This is a genomic window from Pectobacterium sp. A5351, from assembly GCF_028335745.1.
GTDB lineage: Bacteria > Pseudomonadota > Gammaproteobacteria > Enterobacterales > Enterobacteriaceae > Pectobacterium.
In genome coordinates, this window is sequence record NZ_CP116477.1 from 1,427,588 (window position 1) to 1,450,088 (window position 22,501).

Annotated in this window: 28 protein-coding genes; 22 read left to right on the forward strand and 6 right to left on the reverse strand. The window is 51.0% G+C overall.

Annotation, left to right across the window (positions count from 1 at the left end; genetic code table 11):
* The 8 genes from O1Q74_RS06720 (at nucleotide 1) to O1Q74_RS06755 (ending at nucleotide 4,763) form a co-directional block, all read left to right on the forward strand.
* The gene (locus O1Q74_RS06720) at nucleotides 1-612 is read left to right on the forward strand and encodes a transglycosylase SLT domain-containing protein (RefSeq protein WP_271877362.1); all 612 of its coding nucleotides are present in this window, start codon (nucleotides 1-3) and stop codon (nucleotides 610-612) included.
* Nucleotides 602-1,276, forward strand: coding sequence for a hypothetical protein (locus tag O1Q74_RS06725; RefSeq protein WP_271877364.1), 675 nt, complete (start codon nucleotides 602-604; stop codon nucleotides 1,274-1,276). The genes O1Q74_RS06720 and O1Q74_RS06725 overlap by 11 nt, the downstream gene beginning before the upstream one ends.
* Complete coding sequence (locus O1Q74_RS06730; RefSeq protein ID WP_015839828.1) at nucleotides 1,266-1,595, forward strand: hypothetical protein; 330 nt, start codon at nucleotides 1,266-1,268, stop codon at nucleotides 1,593-1,595. Before O1Q74_RS06725 ends, O1Q74_RS06730 begins: the two co-directional genes overlap by 11 nt.
* Nucleotides 1,588-1,899: a hypothetical protein gene (locus O1Q74_RS06735; protein WP_039532748.1), complete on the forward strand. Its 312-nt coding sequence runs from the start codon at nucleotides 1,588-1,590 to the stop codon at nucleotides 1,897-1,899. Before O1Q74_RS06730 ends, O1Q74_RS06735 begins: the two co-directional genes overlap by 8 nt.
* A 261-nt stretch (nucleotides 1,900-2,160) precedes the next feature.
* Nucleotides 2,161-2,628 (forward strand): Gp37 family protein, encoded by a 468-nt coding sequence (locus O1Q74_RS06740; protein WP_271877369.1) that lies wholly within the window; start codon nucleotides 2,161-2,163, stop codon nucleotides 2,626-2,628.
* Nucleotides 2,625-2,822, forward strand: a complete 198-nt coding sequence (locus O1Q74_RS06745; protein WP_010281040.1) for a hypothetical protein — start codon at nucleotides 2,625-2,627, stop codon at nucleotides 2,820-2,822. The genes O1Q74_RS06740 and O1Q74_RS06745 overlap by 4 nt, the downstream gene beginning before the upstream one ends.
* Nucleotides 2,812-4,239 carry a phage tail sheath subtilisin-like domain-containing protein gene (locus O1Q74_RS06750; RefSeq protein WP_271877375.1) on the forward strand — a complete coding sequence of 476 codons (1,428 nt, stop codon included), beginning with the start codon at nucleotides 2,812-2,814 and terminating at the stop codon, nucleotides 4,237-4,239. The genes O1Q74_RS06745 and O1Q74_RS06750 overlap by 11 nt, the downstream gene beginning before the upstream one ends.
* Nucleotides 4,239-4,763 carry a phage major tail tube protein gene (locus O1Q74_RS06755; RefSeq protein ID WP_271877378.1) on the forward strand — a complete coding sequence of 175 codons (525 nt, stop codon included), beginning with the start codon at nucleotides 4,239-4,241 and terminating at the stop codon, nucleotides 4,761-4,763. The genes O1Q74_RS06750 and O1Q74_RS06755 overlap by 1 nt, the downstream gene beginning before the upstream one ends.
* 57 nt (nucleotides 4,764-4,820) lie before the next feature.
* On the opposite strand, the gene O1Q74_RS06760 is transcribed toward O1Q74_RS06755, so the two are convergent.
* A protein-coding gene (locus O1Q74_RS06760) for an IS3 family transposase (protein ID WP_271873361.1) occupies nucleotides 4,821-6,184 on the reverse strand; the annotation gives its coding sequence in 2 pieces (ribosomal slippage) (nucleotides 4,821-5,707 and nucleotides 5,707-6,184; 1,365 coding nt in all).
* 85 nt (nucleotides 6,185-6,269) lie between these two features.
* On the opposite strand from O1Q74_RS06760, the gene O1Q74_RS06765 reads away from it, so the two are divergent.
* The 13 genes from O1Q74_RS06765 (at nucleotide 6,270) to O1Q74_RS06820 (ending at nucleotide 16,862) form a co-directional block, all read left to right on the forward strand.
* Nucleotides 6,270-6,455 (forward strand): hypothetical protein, encoded by a 186-nt coding sequence (locus O1Q74_RS06765; RefSeq protein ID WP_271877381.1) that lies wholly within the window; start codon nucleotides 6,270-6,272, stop codon nucleotides 6,453-6,455.
* A 240-nt stretch (nucleotides 6,456-6,695) separates the two neighbouring features.
* Complete coding sequence (locus O1Q74_RS06770) at nucleotides 6,696-7,016, forward strand: phage tail assembly protein (RefSeq protein ID WP_225087738.1); 321 nt, start codon at nucleotides 6,696-6,698, stop codon at nucleotides 7,014-7,016.
* On the forward strand, nucleotides 6,961-7,104 hold the full coding sequence (locus tag O1Q74_RS20245) for a GpE family phage tail protein (protein WP_094431851.1): 144 nt from the start codon (nucleotides 6,961-6,963) through the stop codon (nucleotides 7,102-7,104). Before O1Q74_RS06770 ends, O1Q74_RS20245 begins: the two co-directional genes overlap by 56 nt.
* 222 nt (nucleotides 7,105-7,326) lie before the next feature.
* Nucleotides 7,327-9,813, forward strand: coding sequence for a phage tail tape measure protein (locus tag O1Q74_RS06775; protein ID WP_271878798.1), 2,487 nt, complete (start codon nucleotides 7,327-7,329; stop codon nucleotides 9,811-9,813).
* Nucleotides 9,813-10,742, forward strand: a complete 930-nt coding sequence (locus O1Q74_RS06780) for a phage tail protein (RefSeq protein ID WP_271877384.1) — start codon at nucleotides 9,813-9,815, stop codon at nucleotides 10,740-10,742. Before O1Q74_RS06775 ends, O1Q74_RS06780 begins: the two co-directional genes overlap by 1 nt.
* Complete coding sequence (locus O1Q74_RS06785) at nucleotides 10,732-10,944, forward strand: tail protein X (RefSeq protein WP_271877386.1); 213 nt, start codon at nucleotides 10,732-10,734, stop codon at nucleotides 10,942-10,944. Before O1Q74_RS06780 ends, O1Q74_RS06785 begins: the two co-directional genes overlap by 11 nt.
* Nucleotides 10,932-12,092 carry a phage late control D family protein gene (locus O1Q74_RS06790; RefSeq protein ID WP_271877389.1) on the forward strand — a complete coding sequence of 387 codons (1,161 nt, stop codon included), beginning with the start codon at nucleotides 10,932-10,934 and terminating at the stop codon, nucleotides 12,090-12,092. Before O1Q74_RS06785 ends, O1Q74_RS06790 begins: the two co-directional genes overlap by 13 nt.
* Nucleotides 12,089-12,670 carry a phage baseplate assembly protein V gene (locus O1Q74_RS06795; RefSeq protein WP_271877392.1) on the forward strand — a complete coding sequence of 194 codons (582 nt, stop codon included), beginning with the start codon at nucleotides 12,089-12,091 and terminating at the stop codon, nucleotides 12,668-12,670. Before O1Q74_RS06790 ends, O1Q74_RS06795 begins: the two co-directional genes overlap by 4 nt.
* A gap of 58 nt (nucleotides 12,671-12,728) precedes the next feature.
* Nucleotides 12,729-13,076, forward strand: coding sequence for a GPW/gp25 family protein (locus tag O1Q74_RS06800; RefSeq protein ID WP_095699143.1), 348 nt, complete (start codon nucleotides 12,729-12,731; stop codon nucleotides 13,074-13,076).
* Nucleotides 13,067-14,170 carry a baseplate assembly protein gene (locus tag O1Q74_RS06805; RefSeq protein ID WP_271877397.1) on the forward strand — a complete coding sequence of 368 codons (1,104 nt, stop codon included), beginning with the start codon at nucleotides 13,067-13,069 and terminating at the stop codon, nucleotides 14,168-14,170. The genes O1Q74_RS06800 and O1Q74_RS06805 overlap by 10 nt, the downstream gene beginning before the upstream one ends.
* On the forward strand, nucleotides 14,163-14,744 hold the full coding sequence (locus O1Q74_RS06810; protein ID WP_263059360.1) for a phage tail protein I: 582 nt from the start codon (nucleotides 14,163-14,165) through the stop codon (nucleotides 14,742-14,744). Before O1Q74_RS06805 ends, O1Q74_RS06810 begins: the two co-directional genes overlap by 8 nt.
* A gap of 2 nt (nucleotides 14,745-14,746) precedes the next feature.
* Entirely contained in the window at nucleotides 14,747-16,336 is a 1,590-nt protein-coding gene (locus tag O1Q74_RS20250; RefSeq protein WP_334311397.1) for a phage tail fiber protein, read from the forward strand.
* A gap of 13 nt (nucleotides 16,337-16,349) precedes the next feature.
* Entirely contained in the window at nucleotides 16,350-16,862 is a 513-nt protein-coding gene (locus O1Q74_RS06820; RefSeq protein WP_271877399.1) for a tail fiber assembly protein, read from the forward strand.
* Nucleotide 16,863: 1 nt separating this feature from the next.
* On the opposite strand, the gene O1Q74_RS06825 is transcribed toward O1Q74_RS06820, so the two are convergent.
* Nucleotides 16,864-17,016, reverse strand: a complete 153-nt coding sequence (locus O1Q74_RS06825) for a tail fiber assembly protein (RefSeq protein ID WP_334311408.1) — start codon at nucleotides 17,014-17,016, stop codon at nucleotides 16,864-16,866.
* Nucleotides 17,017-17,106: 90 nt separating this feature from the next.
* On the opposite strand from O1Q74_RS06825, the gene O1Q74_RS06830 reads away from it, so the two are divergent.
* Nucleotides 17,107-18,257, forward strand: a protein-coding gene (locus O1Q74_RS06830) for an IS3 family transposase (protein ID WP_271877401.1) whose coding sequence is annotated in 2 segments (ribosomal slippage) — nucleotides 17,107-17,365 and nucleotides 17,365-18,257 — 1,152 coding nt in all. Because the reading frame shifts where the segments join, the coding sequence is not laid out codon by codon here.
* A gap of 27 nt (nucleotides 18,258-18,284) precedes the next feature.
* Here O1Q74_RS06830 and O1Q74_RS06835 read toward each other — a convergent pair.
* From O1Q74_RS06835 to O1Q74_RS06850, 4 genes are all read right to left on the reverse strand, one after another.
* Entirely contained in the window at nucleotides 18,285-19,493 is a 1,209-nt protein-coding gene (locus tag O1Q74_RS06835) for an IS4 family transposase (RefSeq protein WP_271877403.1), read from the reverse strand.
* A gap of 2 nt (nucleotides 19,494-19,495) precedes the next feature.
* Nucleotides 19,496-20,689, reverse strand: coding sequence for an IS4 family transposase (locus O1Q74_RS06840; RefSeq protein ID WP_271874016.1), 1,194 nt, complete (start codon nucleotides 20,687-20,689; stop codon nucleotides 19,496-19,498).
* A gap of 216 nt (nucleotides 20,690-20,905) precedes the next feature.
* On the reverse strand, nucleotides 20,906-21,352 hold the full coding sequence (locus tag O1Q74_RS06845; RefSeq protein ID WP_271877405.1) for a tail fiber assembly protein: 447 nt from the start codon (nucleotides 21,350-21,352) through the stop codon (nucleotides 20,906-20,908).
* Complete coding sequence (locus tag O1Q74_RS06850) at nucleotides 21,352-22,479, reverse strand: phage tail protein (protein WP_271877408.1); 1,128 nt, start codon at nucleotides 22,477-22,479, stop codon at nucleotides 21,352-21,354. The genes O1Q74_RS06845 and O1Q74_RS06850 overlap by 1 nt, the downstream gene beginning before the upstream one ends.
* Between the last annotated feature and the right edge of the window lie 22 nt (nucleotides 22,480-22,501).

Genomic DNA, 22,501 nt, shown 5'->3' on the forward strand with positions numbered 1-22,501 from the left:
ATGCGCTACTTTCTCATCATTCTGTTTTTTAAAACAATATTGTTAAGTGCTGTGGCCTGCGCAGACACGATCCCTCGTGCCGCGCAGGCGTACCGCAGTGATGTCATCCGCAGCGCACGGCTGGATTGGGGCATGAATGCCCCGATTGCAGACTTTGCCGCGCAACTGCATCAGGAAAGCGGCTGGAATCCACGGGCCGTCTCGCCCGTCGGTGCACAAGGGCTGGCGCAGTTTATGCCGACAACCGCTGACTGGTTTAGCGGTATCGTTCCTGAGCTTCGGGCAAACCAACCGTTTAATCCGGCTTGGGCTATCCGCGCGCTGACGGGTTATGACCGCTGGCTGTGGACACGAATCAGTGCCAGCAATGATTGCGAACGCATGGCAATGACGTTGTCGTCTTACAACGGCGGACTTGGCTGGTTACAGCGTGATAAACAGCGCGCGAAGATTGCCGAGAAGGACATTCTTCGCTGGTTCGGCCATGTGGAAACCGTTAATGCCGGGCGCAGTGCCGCCAACTGGCGTGAAAATCGCCATTATCCTGACCGTATTTTGCATCAGTTGGCACCACGGTATTTGAGCTGGGGGAGGGCGAGCTGTGTGGAATAGTCTGTTTCTCAATAGTCTGAAGTCCCTTCTTTCGCCACGCGTGGTCACTGTCCTGCTTGTTGTTGTGTTGCTACTCGCGGTCTATCTGACCGGTCGTCATCAAGGCTATCAGCTTGCGCAAGCGTTGGGGGATGCCGAGCTGGCGAAACAGCAGGCAGCATTCAATTTGCTACAGCAACAGCAGGCCGAAACCCAAAACCAGCTATTACGTGCGGCGGCAGAACAATATCAGCAACAGATAGAGCGTGGGAATCAGCTCGAACAGCGCTATATCGCAGCGCGTCAAAAACTGGCGGCGGATAACGTCGCTCTGCAACGGAAAATCGACCATGTTACTCAGCAATATATTGACGAAAAAGGCAAAGTTCAGCCTGTGCAGTGCGTGTTTACTCGTGGCTTCGTGCAGCACTATAACGCCGCTTTCGGTCTGTCCGCCAATGGTGCCACAGACATTACCGCCGCTGCCCGCCGCACTGGCGCAGCGTCCGCTCTCGGCGCAACCGCTAACACCGAATTACAGCTTTCAGGCGTCTCCCAGAGCGATATTCTCGCCAACATCAGCGACAACGGAGAGCGGTACCAGGCGCTGAGTGCGCAGGTTAACGCGCTGCTGGACTACATCGAAGCGTTACAACAGGCAGGGGAGGTAACACGTGAAGATTGAAGTGGAATTCTGGTCGCTGGTCGGCCTGCTGTTGTCGTTTATGAGCTTCCTGTTTGCCGCTGGGCGGATTCTGCTTACCCAGATTGAAAAACGGCTGAACGAGCGTTTTGCCGCGCTGGAAAATGCACGCCAGAAGAGCGAGCAAGGCTGGACGCGGCTGGAGCGTGAGTTTCTGGAATTCCGCGCTGATTTGCCACTGACTTACGTGCGGCGTGAGGATTACATCCGTGGTCAGACGGTCATCGAAGCCAAGCTGGATGCACTTTATAACAAGCTGGAGTTAGTGCAGCAACGGCATGTGGGAGGCAATCATGGCTGATACGCAGCGTATCCGACAGGAATCGATGCGTTGGCACTTGCTTATCGCATTAAATAAAACGCGGCCTTACACCGCGAATGAAATGTTCCTGCTAGCGCTGATGCAGCGGCTGTATGCCGATGCCTCAGAGCCGGAGTTGCGCCATGCGCTGGATTACCTGGCCGATCGAAAGATGGCGGTATTGACCAAGGAGGTAGGCGGCGTCTGGCTGGCGAATCTCACCCGTCTTGGCGTGGACGTCGTGGAATATGCGGTTGACTGTATGGTTGGCATCGCCCGGCCAGAAAAATATTGGGATCGGTAATCCCATTTGGATTGCTTTTACTTCTGTCTTTGCGCGTTATCAGTGTCGTCATATTTCTCTGCGCCAGTACGATTGTGCTGGCGTTTTTTATCGAAGTAATTTTTATTTTTCATTGTGTTATGTGTATTTCTTCAAGTGAGTCATTTCTCTGTTTTTTCTAAAACAGATTAAAAGCCGCAGCCAACCATTATCCGGATACTAGCGCCATCAACACGATGTGCCACCAAAACAGAGCGCCATCAACACTGCGGGTGAACGGATATGAATACCAGACCAATTATCGATGCGGTGATAGCCCGCCTCAAGCAGCACTTGCCGGCACGGCGGATTGCGTCCTGCCCAGAAAATATTCTGCTCGGCCCCGATCTCCTGACACCTGGCGATGTACTGGTGGGGTATCACGGTTCCGAATTTTCCGTACCGGAAGATGCGGATTCTCCGGTTCAGACGCAGCGACCACAGCTGATGGTTGCCGTGCTGCTGCCGGAGCTGGATGGCGAAGACGGCGTGCTGGCCACGCTCGATACCGTCCGTCAGGCGCTGGGGGGATACCGACTGCCTGACTGTCATCGCGGTATTCGGTTAGTTCGTGATCGTTATGTTGGCTACACCGAGGGACGCTGGCACTACGCCATCGATTGCACCACAGAAACCCTTTTTATCGAAGACCGCGAGCAGACGGATGGTCCGCTGCTTACCACGGTTAATTATGAGGAGAAAGACGCATGAAGTATCGCTATACCGGCCCCGCCAGCGGCGTCACGCTGGCAGATGGTCAGGAAATCCTGCTTTGGCCCGCTCAGGTGACTGAACTGCCGGCAGATCATGAGTACGTGAAAACGCTGATCGCGCTGGGCTATTTGCTGCCTGTCGCAGATCAGGTTCTGGCTGATAGCGCAACGGAGGTGACCCTTGGCCGCTAATTATTTACACGGTGTAGAAACCATTGAAGTTGAAACCGGTGCTCGTCCGGTGAAAACCGTCAAATCTGCGGTGATCGGGTTGATTGGTACGGCGCCGCAGGGTGCGGTAAATGATGTCACGCTGTGTCTATCCGAAAAAGATGCGGCACAGTTCGGTAGCCAGTTCAGCGGTTATACCATCCCACAGGCGCTGGATGCCATTTACGATCACGGAGCAGGTACGGTTCTGGTCATCAACGTGCTGGATCCGGCGAAACACAAATCGTCGGTGAGCGCAGAAAAAGTCACTTTTGACAAAGCGACCGGTACGGCGCAACTGGCTAACCGTGTGGTTGCCAAGCTGGTGCTGACGGCGGCAGAAGGCGGTCAGCCGTTTGTCGAAGGTCAGGACTATACGCTGGATGCACAAACCGGCGTACTGAAAAATCTGGGTAAAAACATCGATGTGACCGCTGTGGTCAGCGCGTCTTACGACTTTGCTGATGTCACGAAAGTGACTGCCGCCGACATCATCGGCAGCATCAACGCCGCGGGCAAACGCACCGGTATGAAGCTGCTGAACGATACCTACAACCTGTACGGCTTCTTTGCCAAGATTCTGATTTCGCCGGTGTTCTGTACGCAAAATAGCGTAACGACCGAGCTGATCGCACTGGCCGACAAACTGGGCGCGATTGCCTACATCGATGCGCCAATCGGCACCACCTTTGCGCAGGCGCTGAGCGGCCGTGGCCCGGAAGGCACGATCAACTTCAACACCAGCTCTGAACGCGCTCGTCTGTGCTATCCGCACGTAAAAGTGTACGACGCGGAAACCAACAGCGAACGTCTGGAACCGCTGTCGGCGCGTGCTGCCGGCCTGCGTGCCAAAGTCGATCTGGAAAAAGGTTTCTGGTGGTCGTCATCCAATCAGGAAATCAAAGGGATCACCGGCGTAGAGCGCCAACTGTCCGCGATGATTGACGATCCGCAGAGCGAAGTGAACCTGCTGAACGAGCAGGGCATCAGCACCATTTTCAACAGCTACGGCTCCGGTCTGCGTCTGTGGGGCAACCGTACCGCAGCCTGGCCAACCGTGACGCACATGAAGAACTTTGAAAACGTGCGTCGTACTGGCGATGTGATTAACGAATCCATCCGTTACTTCAGCCAGCAGTACATCGACATGCCGATCAATCAGGCGCTGATCGATGCGCTGGTGGAATCCGTCAACGCCTATGGCCGCAAGCTGATCGGCGATGGCGCACTGCTGGGCTTCAAATGCTGGTTCGATGCTGCGCGTAACGAGCAAACCGAGCTGGCGGCTGGGTACCTGTTGCTTAACTACAAATTCACTCCGCCGCCGCCGCTTGAGCGTCTGACCTTTGAGGCGGAGATCACCTCGGAATACCTGGTAACGCTGGAGGGCACTAACTGATGGCCGGGAAAATTGAAGTAAACCGTATTACCAACGCCAACATCTACATCAATGGCACCAACCTGCTGGGACGTGCGCAGGAAATCAAACTGCCGGATGTCTCCATGATCATGCAGGAGCATAAAGCGCTGGGTATGGTCGGCAAGATCGAACTGCCTGCGGGCTTCGACAAGTTGGAAGGTGAGATCAAATGGAACTCCTTCTACCGCGAAGCGATGCTTGCGGCGGCGAACCCGTACCAGTCGCTGGCGTTACAGTGCCGCTCCAGCGTGGAACGCTACGGCTCTCAAGGCCGCATTGAAGAAGTGCCGCTGGTGACGTACATGACCATCATGTTCAAAAAGAATCCGCTGGGCACGTTCAAGCAGCACGAAAACCCGGATTTTAGCAGCGCGTTCAATTGCACCTACATCAAGCAGGTGATGAACGGTGAAGACCTGCTGGAGCTGGATTATATGTCCAACATCTTCATGGTGGGCGGTATGGATCAACTGAACAGCTACCGCGCCAATATCGGCGGTTAATTTATCTTCCAGGCCCGCCAGTGGGTGGACTGACCCCATAAAGTTGGACAGTTCATGTTAAGCGGCTATCAGGGCCCGGGTTCGGTATTCTACCGGACTCAGGCCTTTTAATTTCAGGCTGATCCGCTCGTTGTTATAGTAATGGATATAGTCCTCTATCGCCTTCCTCAGTTCATTCAGATCGCTGAACCTGTTCAGGTAAAAACACTCCGATTTCAGTGTGCCGAAGAAGTTCTCCATCACCGCGTTATCCAGGCAGTTTCCCTTGCGTGACATGCTTTGCGTCATACCCTGTGCCTTTAACTTTGCCTGATAGCCTGCCATTCGGTATTGCCAGCCCTGATCCGTGTGCAGCAGCGGTGTATCCTCCGGTCCGAGCGCTGAGAACGCATCGTGCAGCATCGTATTAACCATCTCCATCACCGGCCTTTCCGACAGGCTGTAGGAGATAATCTCCCGGTTAAACAGATCGAGAACCGGCGACAGGTACAGCTTTTTACCCTGCACCGAGAACTCTGTAACATCCGTGACCCATTTTTCGTTGGCTTTCGATGCACTGAAGTTCCGGCTCAGGATATTGGGCGCAGCCTTGCCCATTTCCCCTTTCCAGGCACGATATTTCTTCACCCTTATCAGAGAGCGGAGTGACAGCTCCGCCATCAGTCTCTGCACAGTTTTATGGTTTACCAACAACCCCTGTTTTCTCAGTGAGAGTGTGATCCTGCGGTAGCCATAACGCCCTTTGTGATAGTGGTAAATCTCTCTGATTTTATCTTTCAGCCCGGCATGCCTGTCCACTCGCTTCAGCGCATTCATATTGTGATACCACGTACTACGGGACATACCCGCTGCACGCAGAAGATCACCGAGCGCATACTCCAGCCTTAGCTCACTGATTATTCCGGCTTTCTGCCGCTTTTCTCGCTTTGAACTAAGGCCTTCAGCTTTTTTAGATAGGCATTCTCTGCGCGCAGGTAACGAAGTTCAGCCCGCAGTTCTTCGGGAGATAACTTTTCCAGTGCAGCATCGGTAAGTGGAGGTGTTTTTTTGGGTTTTGTCATGTCCTTGCTCCGGCCTGGTTTTATGCTCAGAAGTCCTTTCTCACCTGCGTCTTTGTATACATTCACCCAGTGCCGGACAACGGTTTCAGTTGAGATATTAAACCGTGCGGCAGCTTCACGCATCGAAAGTTCTTCATTGAGAACAGTCTGGACAACAGTCATCCGGAACGCCGGAGAATGGCGGTCATTTTTCCAGGTAATGCCATCAATACCATGGAGTTGCCAGGCTCTTACCCAGCGTCGCACTGATGTTCTCTCAACACCAAAGCGTTCAGCTGTACGATGTGTTCCATCTTTTCCGGCGAGGTAGTGATTAACTACAGCTAATCTGGTTTCGAGGGAATATTTTGGCTTTGCCATAAAAAACTGCACCTTACTCAGTTGGGTGTCCAACTTTTGGGGTGCAGTCCAGGGGCGGGCGTTTCTATCAATCAGTGAGGTGGCTATGTCAGCAAAAGTATTTGATATTATCGACTTGGAAAATAATATTCATTTCCAGTGCCGTGAGGATGTCTACATTTTGGATGCAGGAGAAGAAGCGGGTTTTACTTTACCCTATTCGAGTCGTGCTGGCGCAGACCCATCATCGGCAGCACGTTTGATTTCTGGTCAGGTCGATCAAAGTATTTAGATGACAACCAGAAAGCGGCCGGCTTCTTTCTGACGGATACCTCTTACCCGCTAAGTAACTGTGTTGTTCGCTTCTTTGCAGAAGATGAGCTGCATCGTTAATTATCAATATTCACGTTATCGTAATGAAAGGGGCTTCGGCCCCTTTCTTATGCCTGCCCCTTTCGTTTTCTAATTCACTTTAAAATCGTTATTCCTCGCCGCACGCGATACTGCTCCCGACATTTACTAAGGAGCCGTTATGCACACTGAAACCTATTCTCTGCAATTCCCTTACACCACCTCTGCCGGCCAACGCGTGGAGTCCATTTCGCTCAAGCGTTTGAAAGTCAAAGACATCAAAGCGGTGAAAAAAATCAGCGATGACCCAAGCAACTGGGACGACGCGCTGCTGTCACGCATGACCGGTCTGGTGCCGGAAGACATTGATGAGATGGACGCGCAGGACTACATGGCGCTGCAAAAACGATTTCAGCAGCTACTTGGGTTGGATAACGCAGCCGGCGCTGCTGTGGAAAGCGCAGGCGCTACTGGCGAGGTGGTTTCGCTTTCAGCCGAGTGAAATTGATGCGCTGGAACTGGACGATTTTGAACGCTGGCTGGATGAAGCCAGCGAACAGATAAAACGTGAGAACGGTGAGGAAGACTGATCACTGACAGGATTACTGAGTCCACCATCCACCCTAACCCGGCCAGCGATAGGACGCTGGCCGTTTTACTCCCTCACCACCTGTCTTCTTCTCCTGCTGATTACCGCCCTTTTCCTCGTTTTATCCCCGGTTTGTGATGGGGAAACCAAGCTGGAGCGGCGCAAGCCGCCGTCTCCGATCCGCCCCGCAAGGGGTTTTTCTAAATGAGAGTGAACCGTGGATATGCTTTTAAACGGTGTCATGCTGGGTAGGGCGTTTGGCGCCACGCTGGATGACACAAAAAAATCCCTGCAGCCACTTAGCGATAAACTCAAACAAGCTGAGGAGTGGCAGCGTCTGTTTAATCAGTCGCTAGAACGTTTTGGCAATGTCAGTTTGCACAGCACACAAGTGACATCCCGACTGAGCCAGTCACTAAGTAAATTGGTAACCAATCAGGAACGGCTGGAGAGTAGCCAGTCACGTCAGGAAACGCTACGTAGCCGTCGAAGTGAACTCGCTAGTGACTTTAAGACTAAGCGCGAACAGTTTGGTTTTGTCATGAAACCGATTGTGGCGTCGGTCACACGCTATGCGTCGTTTGAAGCGCAGTTGCGCGACATCAGCATTGCTCATGGGATATCGAGCGAGCAGGAAAAGTTGATGGGGCAGAAGCTACGTCAATCTTCTCAACGAGTAAACCAAACGCCGGATGCGCTGCTCAGTACTACAGGACAGCTGCTTGCTCGCGGTATGTCAAAAGAGCAGGTAACGGATGTGGCCGAGGTGCTGGGGAAAACGTCAACGGCCTCTGGCGCGGCGCTTTCCGATCTTACCGCGCTTTCGGCCACATTGGATGGCGTGTTTAACCTGAAAGGGGCGAAAGCGCTGGAGGAATCCTTCTCCCGCATGCTGACGGGGACTAAGCAAGGGTTTTCCATGGCGTCGATGGCGCAATACGCGACCGCGCTGGCCCCAGGGTTTACAGTGATGGGGGCGACGGGTAATCAGGCGCTGAGTCAGTTGGTTTCCAGTCTGAGTGCGACAAAAGGCACGGATACGGAAGCGAATACGGCGGCTCGACTGGGGAGTTTCATGAATGCCGTGGGACGAACCGATATTGCCGGCAGTTATTACAACGCGGGTGTAGATTACAACGCATCGCTAAAAAGCTATATGAAAGGTGGCTACTCACAGTACGACGCTGCGGTTCAGATTAGTAACCGATTCATCGACAGCAAAGGCAGCCAATTCCAGCAACGGTGGGATAGGGCCAGCAAAGCGGGCAACATCGACGCACAGCAAAGCTTAATGCAGCGTTACGGCTTGCAGGAGGTGTTCCGAACACCAGAAGCGGTAAACCATGCGATGTCGATGAAGCAGAACTGGCAGAGCTATCAAGCGAACCAACAGCGGATGAACAGCCCAGAAGCCACGCAAGTGTTGGGTCTCGACTTCGCCCGACAGAATGACACATTAACCGCGCGCTGGAATCGAATGACAACATCAGTGATGAATATTGCGCTTAATGTGGGTGAAGCGCTGACGCCGGTATTGGTTTCTCTGAGTGATGCGCTGATCCCTATTCTGGATCAATTGGTGACCTGGACGGCAGCGAACCCTGAACTGGTTCGCGGGATCGTGATGGCCGTCGCCGGTTTCTTCGCGTTCAGAATGGCATTGAGCGGGGCGAAGTTGGGGATGACCACGCTGTTATCGCCTTTGCAGAGCGTTTGGGGCGGTATTTTGCAAGTTCAGCGCGGCTGGCAATTGTTCAATGCGGGATTAAGAACGACGGGCGTATTGCAAGGTGTGGGAGCGGCGCTGAACTGGTTGGTTGGCGGAGCCGGAACATTAGGGCGCATGCTTGGCGGTATGTTACGTAGTGGCTTGATGATGGCAGGCCGAGCGGTTTTATTTCTGGGGCGTATGCTGCTGATGAATCCGATTGGGTTAGCAATAACGGCAATCGCGGGTGCAGCTTACCTGATTTACCAATATTGGGAACCAATTATCGCATTCTTTAAAAACCTCTGGTCACAAGTCAGTCAGGCTTTTAATGCGGGGTGGGAAGCACTCAATAATGCGGTATCTGGTGGCGTAGTGGGTATTACAGCCTTACTGCTCGATTGGTCACCCTACGGTGTGCTGTATTCCATCTTTGCTGATACCGTTAGCGAACTGGGTATTCAGCTTCCCAGCAGCCTCAGTGAGCTCGGTGGCGTGATTATTGACTCCTTGGTTAAGGGGCTGGTCAGTTATTTCCCCGAGCTAAAAAATGTCCTGAAAACGATCGATGAGTTTATTCCCGATAGTGTTAAAGACTTTCTGGGTATCGGCTCGAAAAAAGTGTCTGTAGAAGCCAGCGGTCAATCTGTGGCTGCCAGTATTATGACTCCACCCGTTCTGCAACCCACTCAAGTATCTGCATTGTCGCTACAGCCGACGCAGCATGTTGAATCACCTAAGGCTGAAAAGGACGTGGTGCTCGTAGCAACGCCGCAACAGCGGGTTGCAATGACATCATCTGTCGGTGGAGCGAAAGGTAAGTTAGTCTCTGGAGCCCCTTCCGAGCGTGTTCAGGTCGCTTTCTCACCCACCATTTATCTCAACGGCCAGAAGGCCGCGCCAACGCCTGAAATGACGAAGACGCTGACGCTTAGTATGAATGAACTGGAAAATATGTTGAACAAGCTGCTCACTCAGCGTGAGCGCAGGGGGTATGCCTGATGTTTGCGGTATTAGGAGATATTGAATTTAAAGTGACGGCCTACTGGGACGGCTTTAATACGTCATTCGGGGCAGATTACGCCGAGCATAGCCGTATTGAAGGTAAACCTGGTCTGCAATTCATCGGCGCGAAGCTGGACGAGATTCGCATTAGCCTGGTGTTTCACCAGCAATATTGCACGCCGGATGTGGAACTGAAGCGCTTGAATGAAGCGATGCGAGCGCATCAGGCGATGGCGTTGGTCTTCGGTAATGGGGACTATCGCGGCTGGTTTGTGATTACTGCACTGACCTCGACCAGCCAACATACCGACGCGAAGGGTAACGTATTGGCTATGAATGCCGAGCTGACGCTGCGCGAATACATTGGCGATCCGAAGAATCCGCTCAAGCCGCCGGCGATACAGACGCCTGTTCCTAACGTCAGCGCTATCACCAGGGCTGTCGAGAAAGTGAACGACTTTGCGACCTCGTTACGCACGGCCGTTACGTATGCCAAGAAGGCGCAGTCTGCCTTTAAAGCGGCGAAAACCACGGTGCAGATTGTCAAGCGGATGAAGAAAAATCCCGAAACGGCGCTGTTGCAAGTTCCCGGGCTGTTAACGCAAGTCGGGAATGTATTGACGCCGCTAAGTGAGGTGGAGCCCGCGTTTAAAAAAACGGCAGAAGCCATTTCTGATGCCGCTGTTCAGGCAGAGAAGATGATGCCTGAAATTACGGCGGTGAATAAAGCGGCGAATGATGTGCTGAAACAGGTCAGGCAAGTTGCCGACTTGTTGCAGGGCGTCGACAGTAAAAACGTCATCGAGAGGGTGGAAGCCATCAGTAAACATGTTGATGCAGCTAGCGACACGTTTAAAGGCGCGGAACCTGCGCTGAGCAAACTGACGGCGGAAATCGTGAAGAGGGTTGAAGCATATGCACCTTGAACATATCACTACACAGGGCGAACGCTGGGATACCTTGTCCTATCGGTATTACGGCGATCCGCTCGGCTATCCGCGGATCATTGCCGCGAACCCGCATATTCCGATTGTGCCGCTGTTGCCATCAGGCCTGTTGGTGCTGATTCCGATTATTGAACAGGCAGAAGCCAGCAATGCGGAGGACACCCCACCATGGCTGCGTTAACGGAAGAATTAACCTTGCTCTCTCCCGCCGTGTCGGACGTGCTGCAACCCGCGTTCACCCTGTGGTATCAGCAAAAAGACATTACCAATGATATCGCGCCGTATGTCACCAGCGTGACGTATACCGACAGCATCAAGAATGAATCGGATTCGATCGAGGTCAGGCTCGACGATACCGACGGCCGCTGGATGGATAAGTGGTATCCCGGTACGGGCGATACGCTATCGCTCAAGCTAGGCTATCGCGGTGAAACGCTGTTTAACTGCGGTACGTTCTCGATTGATGAGATTGAGGTTAGCGCACCGCCGAGCGAGGTGATGATTCGCGGCGTTGCGACATCGGTCAACCGTGCATTGCGAACCAAGTCAAACCGCGGTTTTGAAGATACGACGCTAGCCGCCATTGCGACGCGCATCGCGAAAAAGCATCAGTTGATGCTGGTAGGGAAGATTCAAATCATCAAGATCGATCGTGTGACGCAATATGCGGAAACCGATGTCGCTTTTCTAAAGCGGCTCGCCAGCGAATATGGCTATGTTGTGAAAGTGGTCAGTGACCAGCTGATTTTTTCCCATCTGGCAACGCTGCGCAGCCAGGCACCTATTCGACAAATCAAGCCAACGGATGTCGCGCGTTTTTCACTGCGCGACACCATCAGCCACGTCTATAAAAACGCCAAGACGAAATATCAGAAAGGGAGTGAAAAGAAACTGATGGTTTATGAAGCTGACGGAGGCGTGAAAAGCGAAATGAAGTCTGCTGGCGCCGAGACCAGCGCGGATACGCTGAAAGTTAACGCCCGCGCGGCGGATGCCTCTGGTGTGCGGATGAAAACGGATGCCGCGTTGGATGCGCATAACGAAAAGCAACAAACGGGATCGATGACGCTGATGGGTAGCCCACAATTGGCGGCGGGGAATAAAGTTGAACTGGTGTCGTTCGGCCAGCTTTCTGGTCAATGGTTGATCGAATCGGCGCGCCATGTTCTGGAACGAGGTAGTGGTTATACCACCGAGATCGGTGTGACGCGCGGACCGATTACGGCAGGCAAGCGTAAGTCGGACAGCGGAAAAACGCTGGTGACGTACCATCCTGATGGCAGCCAGACAACACAAACGGTTAAGAGTAAAAAGGATGTGGGGTTATGAGTTTATCTCGTCGAATTGGCACGATCAGTGCGCTGGATGAGGTTCGCGTGATGGTGCGCGTTCGTCTACCAGAGTGTGACAATCTGCGTACGGCCTGGCTACCGGTGTTACAGTGCAATACGCAGAACAATAAGGATTATTGGTTGCCGGATATTGGCGAACAGGTTGAAGTTCTGCTGGACAGCAACGGCGAAGATGGTCTGGTGCTGGGAGCGATTTACTCCGCTGTTGATGTGCCAACGCTGGCAGATAAGGACAAAAGGGCGGTAACGTTCGCTGACGGCGCGCACATTGAATACGATCGCCGAACGCATACGTTAACGATCAACGGCGGCGTGCAGCATATTGCGATTAGCAGCGGCACAGACGTGGTGGTTAACGCGCAGCGCGTCACTATCAATGCGCCAGAAACGACGGTGACGGGCAAGCTACTGGTGCAAGGGCAACTCACCTATGAGAGCGGGATGTCCGGTTCCGGCGGTGCCAGTCTCAGCGGTGATGTCAGTATCTCTGGTAACGTCAGCGCCAGCGGCAGCGTCATGGACGCTGGCGGCAACTCCAATCACCACTCGCACTAACGTTTCCCTAAACCGCTTTAATATTCCTTTCTCTCACCGGGGGCGACAATAGCCCCCTATGAAAACTCAATCTGTTTTTTGGCAACCGGCGCTGCAACGTTCTGGCGACATCGTCGAAGGAACGGCAGATATCATGCAGGCGATTCACATCATCCTGCGGACACCCTGCGGCAGCGACCCACATCGGCCTGACTTTGGTAGCAATCTACATCTGTATCTCGATTATCCGATCGATCGTGCGATCCCGCATGTCGTCAGGGAATCGGTAGAAGCGATCAAACGATGGGAACCTCGCTGCCAGTTACTGGCGGTTAAACCTTCTGTGAATGGGGCTCACCTGACGCTGCACGTTAGCTGGAAAACCGCTAACGGCGCGACACAGACCACGGAGTTGTTATGGCGCTGACAGAACCCAATTTTATTGAACGCGACGCGGCGAAGATTACCGCCGAAATGATCGCGAAATATGAAGCTGACTCAGGGAAAACACTCTATCCAGCGCAGGCCGAACGCCTGCTGATCAACCTCTTTGCTTACCGGGAAACTTTATTGCGTAGCGCGGTCCAGGAAGCCGCCAAGCAGAACCTGGTCGCGTTTGCTCGTGCGCCGATGCTGGATTATCTGGCAGAACTGGTCGGCGTCTCCCGTTTGGCGGCGCAGCCGGCGCGTGCAGAGCTGCGTTTTACCCCCGAAGCGCCGTTAGTCAGCGATTTGCTGATTCCGGCAGGTACCCGAGTTAGCGCATCGGACAGCGTGATTTTCACTACCGACAGCGATGCGCTGCTGAGAGCGAACGGCAGCGGCGTCACTGTAATGGCGACCTGTACTGAAAGTGGCGAAGTGGGCAATGACTGGCTGCCAGCCCAGATCAGTACGCTGCTGGATGATATTGGCGACAGCGATTTACGTGTCGTCAATATCACCAAAAGCAGCGGTGGGTCTGCGGAAGAGGATGACGATCGCCTGCGGGAACGCGTTCAACTGGCGCCGGAGTCGTTTAGCACCGCGGGATCGAAACTGGCGTATCGCTTCCATGCGATGCGGGCGCACCAAAACATTGTTGATGTCGCGGTGATGTCACCGGAACCGGGTGAGGTGGTGCTGTACCCGTTGCTCAGCACTGGTCTGCCGGACAACAGCCTGCTCTCGCTGGTGGAAAGCTTTTGCTCCGACGAGCAGGTGCGCCCGCTGACGGATTTTGTCTCCGCTAAATCCCCCACGCAGGTGGATTACGCCATCAATGCCAAATTGACGCTGTTCAACGGTGAACAGGCTAGTGTCGTTCAGGCTGCGGCGGAGAAAGCCGTGCAAGCCTGGGTTGAAACCCGTACCGCCACACTGGGGCGCGATATTGTTCCGAGCCAGATTATCGCCACGCTTTCCATTCCCGGCGTGTATCAGGTGGAACTCGTTTCACCGTCATTGATGGTGCTTGATGACAGCGAATGGGCGAACTGCACGGGCATCAATGTCAGCGTCGTCGGGGTGTCGAATGGCTGATTCACTACGACTGCTGCCACCGCCTCTTGCTGCCGACGCCCGCTTTCGCTCGTTGGCGGAGTTAGCCGACCGTTTCGATGACATCGATCTGAATACCTTACTGGTTTATCTGATCGATATTGCCGATAGCAGCGCATTGCCTTGGCTAGCCGAACAGTTCTCGCTGTTTGGCGACGGCTGGGAACTGGCGGAATCGGATGATTCCAAACGTGCCTTGATCAAGGCCGCTATCGATCTGCATCGCAGCAAAGGAACGCCGTGGAGCATTAAAGAGATCATCCGCCGTTTCGGCTTCGGCGAGAGCACGCTGATTGAGAACATCGGTCGCCTGAGTTACGACGGGGAAACCACCTACAACAACCTTTATGTACACGGCGACAAAGCGGCGTGGGCGGTCTATCGCGTGCTGCTAAAACAACCGATCACCAACGATCAGGCCAGAATGTTACGCAATGCCATTGGGATGTTTGCCCCGGCACGGTGTCACCTAGCCAGCATCGAATATTGGGAAGTGCCTATCCGCTACAACCGGACGGCGACATACGACAGTAACTACAATCATGGGAGCGCTTGAACATGGCGAATTTGTCAGAGAACCCGCAATGGGTTGACGGCATTTACCAAATCGAAACGTCGGATCCGGTCGTGGGTGGACCGGACGGCGTTTCAAACCGACAGGCTAAAGAATTGGCCAATCGTACCCGCTATTTGAAAAAAGAGCAGGAAAAAACGGGCAGCGATCTGGCGACACACGCCGCCGCTGCCGACCCGCATACGCAATATGCGCCGAAGGATAATCCGACTTTCACTGGCACGCCGAAAGCGCCAACACCTGCAACCGACAGCAATAGCCAGCAGGTGGCGACGACGGCGTTTGTGAAGTCTGTTGCGGCGGCATTAGTTAATGGTGCACCAGCAGCATTGGATACGTTGCAGGAATTAGCGAAAGCGATGGGTAACGATCCAAATTTTTCGGCTACGGTGCTGGGTGAGTTAGCTAAAAAACTGTCATTGTCAGGTGGGACTCTGACAGGAGAATTGTTGTTATCAGCGGCGAATGCGTTGCGTCTGATTTATGGTGACTATGGTGTCATCATACGTAATGACGGTAACCGCTTTTATCTCTTGTTGACGAACAAAGGTGATAAAACAGGGAGTTATAATTCGTTACGCCCACTTGATATTAATCTGGCAACGGGTGATATAACAGTTGGGCATAACCTAAACGTTACTGGATTACTCAACGAAAAAGGCCAGCGTGTTTATAGCCCAAATAATAAACCTACAGCTGCAGATGTTGGTGCTATAACGAAATCAGATGCCGACAATAATTATGTTCGACAGGGGCTGTCCGGTGTTATTTATCAGAAAGATGAGTTGCCATGGAACAGCCCTACAGGTGTCTATTTAAAAGATAATGTCACCCATTCTTCTCTTATCTGGCATATGGGGGCAAATACTGGTTCTGCATCAGCAGCACAGTTCTATTTTGACTTTGCCAATGGTGGGATAAAGTATCGTAGCTCTCGGGATAATTTTGGTTTTGAAAAAACGTGGGCGCGTATTTATAGCGATCAGGATAAACCTACCGCCGCTGATGTTGGTGCTGTGGCTAATGCTGTCGGTGCTATCGGCGCAAACCCATCCAATACGGATGAATATTTATCTCAATTAGCTCAGCGACAAGAGATGGGGAGTAGACGATTTGCTGACGGAGTTTGGAAAACACATATTTCCGTCCGGCACCTCGGCGGAATACCGGAAAACGGGGATGCCAATAATACGCTATATGGCTTTGCTGTTATTGACGAAAATTTGCAGTCAAATTCATATGATATATCGATATACAAACAGAACAATGGTACGTGGCTTAAGCCCGTACAGATCTACCACTCAGGTAACAAACCCTCTGCATCTGATATTGGTGCATTGACGTTAACGGAAGCTGATGCTCGTTATTTAGGGAAAAGTAGTGGTATTCAAGATGTTCGTTTGGGTGCATTAAGTTCTATTAATGCTTGGCGTGGACCTGGTTTTTCAGATTCTGCTGGATATGTAATGACGGCAATAATAAATCAGAATCATGATGAATACATTGACACACTGGCCCGCAGACCATTTCAGAAATTGGTTAATGGTACATGGCTAACAGTAGAGGTTGAATGAAGTGAATAATTTTATGAAGTTTAAAAAATACACACCCAAAAATAAAAAGGAACTATTAAATTACAACGCAATATTTTTAATCAGTGATTCAGGAGATGACTGGTATGAGTGCCAAAATAGGTTTTCAAAAAATACAATCAAAGTGATGTATGATGAAAATAATGTTGTCCGCTCTTTATCAAAAGATGTATCTTCATTTTTTCCTATCGAAATGAGTGTAGCGGAATTAACCGATGTGCCTGATAAGGCTGATATTAATGGTGGGTGGGTTTTTGATGGAAATTCAGTGATTCCACGTGTTTACACCCTAGCTGAAAACATCGAAAGGGCAGATGATAAAAAGAAATTACTGTTGAATCTCATTAACCAAGATGTTATCCCCTTACAGGATGCCGTAGATTTAGGTATTGCAAGTGAAGAAGAAGAAAACAAGTTAAATGCATGGAAAAAATATCGGGTGCTGCTGATGCGTCTTGATACATCAAAAGCCCCCGACGTTGAATGGCCTGAAGAACCTGTTAGTTAAATTATGCTAAGGATGGCACATCAGGGAAAATAATTTCATCTGAATTAACATCAACTCGACTGAGCTGTAAGCGGTAAGTTTTCCACGCTTTCAGCTCATTTTTTTCTTCTTCCGTTGCCAGGTTTAGCTCAACGGCGTCACTGAGTACCTGAATGCGCTCACTTGCTTGAGATAATCTGGTTGATCCTACCCGCCAATAGTGGACACGCGACTAAGTGAGTAAACTCTCTACCAGAGGTGACTCATGACGAAACCCGTATCAACCAATAAAAAACCACGTAAGCAGCATACGCCTGAATTTCGCAACGAAGCCCTGAAGCTTGCAGAACGCATCGGTGTTGCTGCCGCTGCTCGTGAACTCAGTCTGTACGAATCCCAGCTTTATAACTGGCGTAGCAAGCAGCAGAGCCAGACAATTTCCTCTGAGCGAGAGAGTGAGCAGGCAGCAGAAATTGCCCGCCTCAAGCGCCAACTGGCGGAGAGGGATGAGGAGCTGGCCATTCTCCAAAAGGCCGCGACATACTTTGCAAAGCGCCTGAAATGAAGTATGTCTTTATCGAACAACATCGGGCTGAGTTAAGTATCAAAGCCATGTGTCGGGTGCTCAGAGTCGCGCGCAGCGGTTGGTATGTCTGGCGTTGTCGCCGTCATCAGGTCAACTCGCGTCAGCGATTCCGGATTGTCTGCGATGCTGCCGTCAGCAAGGCATTCAGTCACGCCAAACAGTGGTACGGCGCCCCACGACTGGCAGATGAACTGCCACACTATAACGTGAAAACCATTGCTGCCAGTCTTCGCCGTCAGGGGCTGCGGGCAAAAGCCGCCCGGAAGTTCAGCCCGGTCAGCTACCGGGAGCACGGGCTACCTGTGTCTGAAAATCTGCTGAAGCGAGACGTTATCGCCAGCGGCCCGAATCAAAAATGGGCAGGAGATATCACTGACTTACGTACGGATGAAGGCTGGCTGTATCTGGCGGTGGTCATTGACCTGTGGTCGCGTGCCGTTGTCGGCTGGTCGATGTCATCGAGAATGACGGCTGAGCTGGTATGTAATGCCCTGCACATGGCACTGTGGAGACGAAAACGGCCTCAAAATGTCATTATTCACACCGATCGCGGCGGTCAGTACTGTTCAGCAGACTATCAGACCATGCTGAAAAGCTATAATCTGCGAGGGAGCATGAGCGCAAAAGGTTGCTGCTACGATAATGCCTGCGCGGAAAGCTTCTTTCACTCACTGAAAGTGGAATGCATCCACGGTGAGTCCTTTGCCAGCCGGGAAATAATGCGAACAGCGGTGTTTAATTATATCGAGTGTGATTACAATCGGTGGCGTCGCCACAGTGCATGCGGCGGTATCAGCCCGGAACAGTTTGAAAACCAGAACCTCGCTTAGGGCTGAGGGATCCCCACAAAATTACCATTAATAAACCAGCACCATACTTCGGTAGGTGCTGGCGAGTTGAACTAAGATACTCTCCAGTTTTACACGCCTTAATATTCGCTCTGAATGTCGCAACACATTTTCTGCCAACGTCAGAAACGATATCACTCTACGCTTTTTGACGCTGTTTGCCTGATAGTGGAGGTGAAGTCCTTTATTCTCAAAGTGATAGCCCAATAACCAGAGGACTATCGATGCCAGTGTTGCCAGCAGGCTTAGCACCCACAGTCGCTCCCCGCTTTTGCTTCCACTGGCTCGTAGTCCAAAGCCAAATCGCTCGCTTTTTTCATCTCGAAAGTTTTGTTCAATCTGCATTCTCCTGCTGTAGAGCTTCATGATTTCACGGGGCTTAAATTCATCTGTGCTGGTAAATATCAGCCACGGCTCTTTGGCTGACGCACGTTGCTCTTTTTCCACGGTCGGATAGCCCGGTTTCCCTCTGGCTCGTTTGCTTTTTCGCCCTTTTGACGCTTTCTTGTGAAGAAAAAAATGTCCATCGCATTGCGCATATTTAGCGCGTGCCAGTGTGCCCGCTCCCAGATATTTTGCCTGCGCTGTTCCCTCGCAGTCTTTTACGGTCATCCAGTTCTCTTTGTCATGATGAAGGCTAAATTTAACCGTCCCTCTGATTCGACCAATAAAACTCCATCCCAGAAATTTGATATGCCGGAACCACGCGCTTTGAAAACCTGCATCGGTAATGACGGTGACTCGGGTATTCGGCGCGACAGCTTCCGCAAGGGCGTCAAGAAAGGTATTTTGTATCAGTACATTATTTTGTTTTTTTAACGGGACAACCTGACTCATTAAGGGGATGGCGCGCCCATCACAGATAAGGCTGGCACGGAGAACATGATATTCCTTACAGGGATAGCCGCTCCAGTCAACGGCGATGACGCACCACGACATAGGTTTCGTCATCATAGAAACAATATTATTAAATATCAGAGGGATATCACGATGAAGCGATGTGTTGCCGAGAAGACGGTCAATGCGTTTTATTTTATCCTTGACGCGAGCGGTCCCCGGCAGGTGACGTCCAATGCTGGTAAGGGAAAGTGTCGCGCCGTTCATCAGGGCAACGGTGGAATCGATAATGGCATTTTGCCGATATTGGTGCGTTGAGGCTAAAGCGTGACGGAAAAAAGTCTGGCATACTTTACGGCTGAGGGATCCCCACAAAATCATCGCTAATAAACCAGCACCATATTTCGGTAGGTGCTGGTGAGTTGGGCTAAAATACTCTCCAGCTTCACTCGCCTGATTATTCGCGGTGAATGCCGCAGTACATTTTCCGCCAGTGTCAAAAACGATATCACTCTTCGACTTTTAAGGCTGTTCGCCTGATAATGAAGATGAAGACCTTTATTTTCAAAATGATATCCTAATAACCAGAGAACAATTGATGCCAGTGTTGCCAGCAAACTCAGCACCCAAAGCCGCTCACCCGTTTTGCTTCCACAGGCGCGTAAGCCAAAGCCAAATCTCTCACTCTTTTCATCGCGAAAGTTTTGTTCAATCTGCATTCTCCTGCTGTAGAGTTTCATAATTTCATGGGGCTTGAATTCATCAGTACTGGTAAATAGCAGCCACGGCTCTTTAGCTGACGCACGCTGTTCTTTTTCTGTTGTGGGATGGCTCGGTTTCCCTTTGCGACGTTGGCTTTTTCGGCCTTTCGGCGCTTTTTTATAAAGATAAAAATGTCCGTTGCATTGCGCCTTTTTTGAACGCGCCAGCGTTCCGGCTCCCAGATATTCCGCGCGCGCCGTGCCAGTACAGTCTTTCACGTTCAGCCAGCGTTCCGGGCCATGATGAAGGCAAAATTTTACGTTTCCCCGGATGCGACCAATAAAGTCCCATCCCAGTGCTTTGATATGCCGAAACCATTCATTGTGGAAGCCCGCGTCGGTGATGAGGGTGACTTTCATTTGCGGGGCAATAGCACAGGCAAGCGCGTCAAGAAAGGCTTTCTGTATCAAAATATTGTTTTGCTTTTCTGACGGAACCACCTGACTCATCAAGGGGATAGCGCGGCCATCACAGACAAGGCTGGCACGCAGGACATGAAAATCCTGAGAGGGATAGCCACTCCAGTCGACGGCAATAACACACCACGGCATGTTTTTGGTCATCATGGATGTAATCTGATTAAATATTTTCGGGATATCGTGATGAAGCGCAGTGTTTCCCAAAAGGCGGTCAACCCGTTTTATTTTATCTTTCACGCGAGCAGGGCCGGGTAAATAACGCCCGATGCAGGTGAGTGAAAGCGTGGCACCGCTTATCAACGCAGCGGTGGAATCAATAAGCGCATGTTGTCGATATTGATGTGTTGAAGCTAAAGCGTGACGGAAAAAAGTCTGGCATACTTTACGGACAGGCATAGGGTGATCTCATTGAATTTTTTGGCGAAAATCAGTAGATCATAAAACTCTATGCCTGTCTTGTTTTCTGGGGATTCCTCAGACTTTACGGGCAGGCATAGAGGTGATCTCATTGAGTTTTTTGGCGAAAATCAGTAGATCATAAAACTCTATGCCTGTCTCGTTTTCTGGGGATTCGTCAGCGCTTAGGGCTGTGTCCACATTACGTGGGTAGGATCAGGTATTAAATTCCACTTTTTTATTTGCAATTAATACCTGGCGTTGAGCTTCCAAATCGGTTACCCATTTTCCATCTTCCCATTTATCAAATTCAGAGGTCGGTACCAATAAAGTCTGATTGGCTTGCAATTCGCCCATATCCGTAACCTTATGGGGTTGACGGGTTTCCGTATTATAAACAGTCTGCCCACGGTAGTCAGATACGTGCTCCCACTGCTTTCCATCTGCACTGCGCCTTAGAGCCAAATCTGCCTGAGGAAGTTCTGGAACATCAATGTAACTCCCTGCAGGCACACCTACACCAATAGGCAAATATTCATAATTCGCACTAATATACTCTCGACTTGTTGGATGAGTCTGATAAATAGTAATCCAACCCGCCTGAACACTAAATCCTGATTCATTCATTTTTGCTGCTTTCACTTCAATAGAATAATTTTTCATTATGCTGCTCTCACGATGTAGTTAAATGCGATATTGCGGGGGCGGTTTTCGGTTGCCGTTGGTACAACACGGGAAGCATCCAACTTCGCTGGATACCATGAATTTGTCACCGTGTTATTAGTAAGGGTTAAGTAATTATCTCTATCGTAGATTTTCTCATTTAAATCATAATACATGGCCCCCGATGAAGCATTTTTAGTCGGTACTGTAACATCAGCATCATGACCATAGAGTAAACTCCCAGTTATATTTCTGATTGCATCACTCTGCTCTGAAAATAATCCACGCCCCACATCCACACCGCGTCCATCATCCCAACCGCGAATAAACTCACCGCGAAGATCAGGTAATATCCCTGATGGATAAGCTTGCCCTAAAATCGGGTAAGTATTTTTATCAAATGTCTGCCTATTACATTTTAACCAACCAGAAGGTGCTGTTGACTGTGGCCAAGGCATAGGGATCCCAACAATTTCATTGAGAGATAATGCACCAATATCATCAGCTGTTGGCTTATCCTGATCGCTATAAATACGTGCCCACGGTTTTTCAAAACCAAAATTATCCCGAGAGCTACGATACTTTACCCCACCATTAGCAAAGTCAAAGTAGAACTGTGCTGCTGATGCAGAACCAGTATTTGCACCCATATGCCAAATAAGAGAAGAATGGGTGACATTATCTTTTAAATAGACACCTGTAGGGCTGCTCCATGGCAACTCATCTTTCTGGTAAATAACACCGGACAGCCCCTGCCGAACATAATTATTGTCGGCATCTGTTTTTGTTATAGCCCCAATATCAGCCGCAGTGGGTTTAAATCCTGTATGGTAGCCTTTATGCCATTTATCATTAACTAAAACATTGAGTGAGCCTTTTGTTCTAATAGCAATCTCACTCTTCACATCCCCAACCTGAATAGAGTTATCAGATGCAAGCCAGAGCATTTCACGATAGGTATTATCTGGAAAAACTCCTGCTATACGTCTTTCCAGAGGTAAGTCAAGATTACCGCCTAAACGAACCCCGCCTGACATAACGCCGCCAGTTTTTGGTAATGCCCCAGCAGCAAGATTAACTGTTTCAGTTAAACCGAGGTTTGTGAGAACCTTGCAATGAAAATACAATGAACAATTTCATGGGGTTATC

Coding starts and splice junctions, on each gene's coding strand:
- O1Q74_RS06720 (WP_271877362.1), top strand. CDS start 1: ATGCGCTACTTTCTCATCATTCTGTTTTTTAAAACAATATTGTTAAGT.
- O1Q74_RS06735 (WP_039532748.1), top strand. CDS start 1,588: ATGGCTGATACGCAGCGTATCCGACAGGAATCGATGCGTTGGCACTTG.
- O1Q74_RS06740 (WP_271877369.1), top strand. CDS start 2,161: ATGAATACCAGACCAATTATCGATGCGGTGATAGCCCGCCTCAAGCAG.
- O1Q74_RS06745 (WP_010281040.1), top strand. CDS start 2,625: ATGAAGTATCGCTATACCGGCCCCGCCAGCGGCGTCACGCTGGCAGAT.
- O1Q74_RS06755 (WP_271877378.1), top strand. CDS start 4,239: ATGGCCGGGAAAATTGAAGTAAACCGTATTACCAACGCCAACATCTAC.
- O1Q74_RS06765 (WP_271877381.1), top strand. CDS start 6,270: ATGTCAGCAAAAGTATTTGATATTATCGACTTGGAAAATAATATTCAT.
- O1Q74_RS06770 (WP_225087738.1), top strand. CDS start 6,696: ATGCACACTGAAACCTATTCTCTGCAATTCCCTTACACCACCTCTGCC.
- O1Q74_RS06775 (WP_271878798.1), top strand. CDS start 7,327: ATGCTTTTAAACGGTGTCATGCTGGGTAGGGCGTTTGGCGCCACGCTG.
- O1Q74_RS06780 (WP_271877384.1), top strand. CDS start 9,813: ATGTTTGCGGTATTAGGAGATATTGAATTTAAAGTGACGGCCTACTGG.
- O1Q74_RS06785 (WP_271877386.1), top strand. CDS start 10,732: ATGCACCTTGAACATATCACTACACAGGGCGAACGCTGGGATACCTTG.
- O1Q74_RS06790 (WP_271877389.1), top strand. CDS start 10,932: ATGGCTGCGTTAACGGAAGAATTAACCTTGCTCTCTCCCGCCGTGTCG.
- O1Q74_RS06795 (WP_271877392.1), top strand. CDS start 12,089: ATGAGTTTATCTCGTCGAATTGGCACGATCAGTGCGCTGGATGAGGTT.
- O1Q74_RS06800 (WP_095699143.1), top strand. CDS start 12,729: ATGAAAACTCAATCTGTTTTTTGGCAACCGGCGCTGCAACGTTCTGGC.
- O1Q74_RS06805 (WP_271877397.1), top strand. CDS start 13,067: ATGGCGCTGACAGAACCCAATTTTATTGAACGCGACGCGGCGAAGATT.
- O1Q74_RS06810 (WP_263059360.1), top strand. CDS start 14,163: ATGGCTGATTCACTACGACTGCTGCCACCGCCTCTTGCTGCCGACGCC.
- O1Q74_RS20250 (WP_334311397.1), top strand. CDS start 14,747: ATGGCGAATTTGTCAGAGAACCCGCAATGGGTTGACGGCATTTACCAA.
- O1Q74_RS06820 (WP_271877399.1), top strand. CDS start 16,350: ATGAAGTTTAAAAAATACACACCCAAAAATAAAAAGGAACTATTAAAT.
- O1Q74_RS06835 (WP_271877403.1), bottom strand. CDS start 19,493: ATGATTTTGTGGGGATCCCTCAGCCGTAAAGTATGCCAGACTTTTTTC.
- O1Q74_RS06840 (WP_271874016.1), bottom strand. CDS start 20,689: ATGCCTGTCCGTAAAGTATGCCAGACTTTTTTCCGTCACGCTTTAGCT.
- O1Q74_RS06845 (WP_271877405.1), bottom strand. CDS start 21,352: ATGAAAAATTATTCTATTGAAGTGAAAGCAGCAAAAATGAATGAATCA.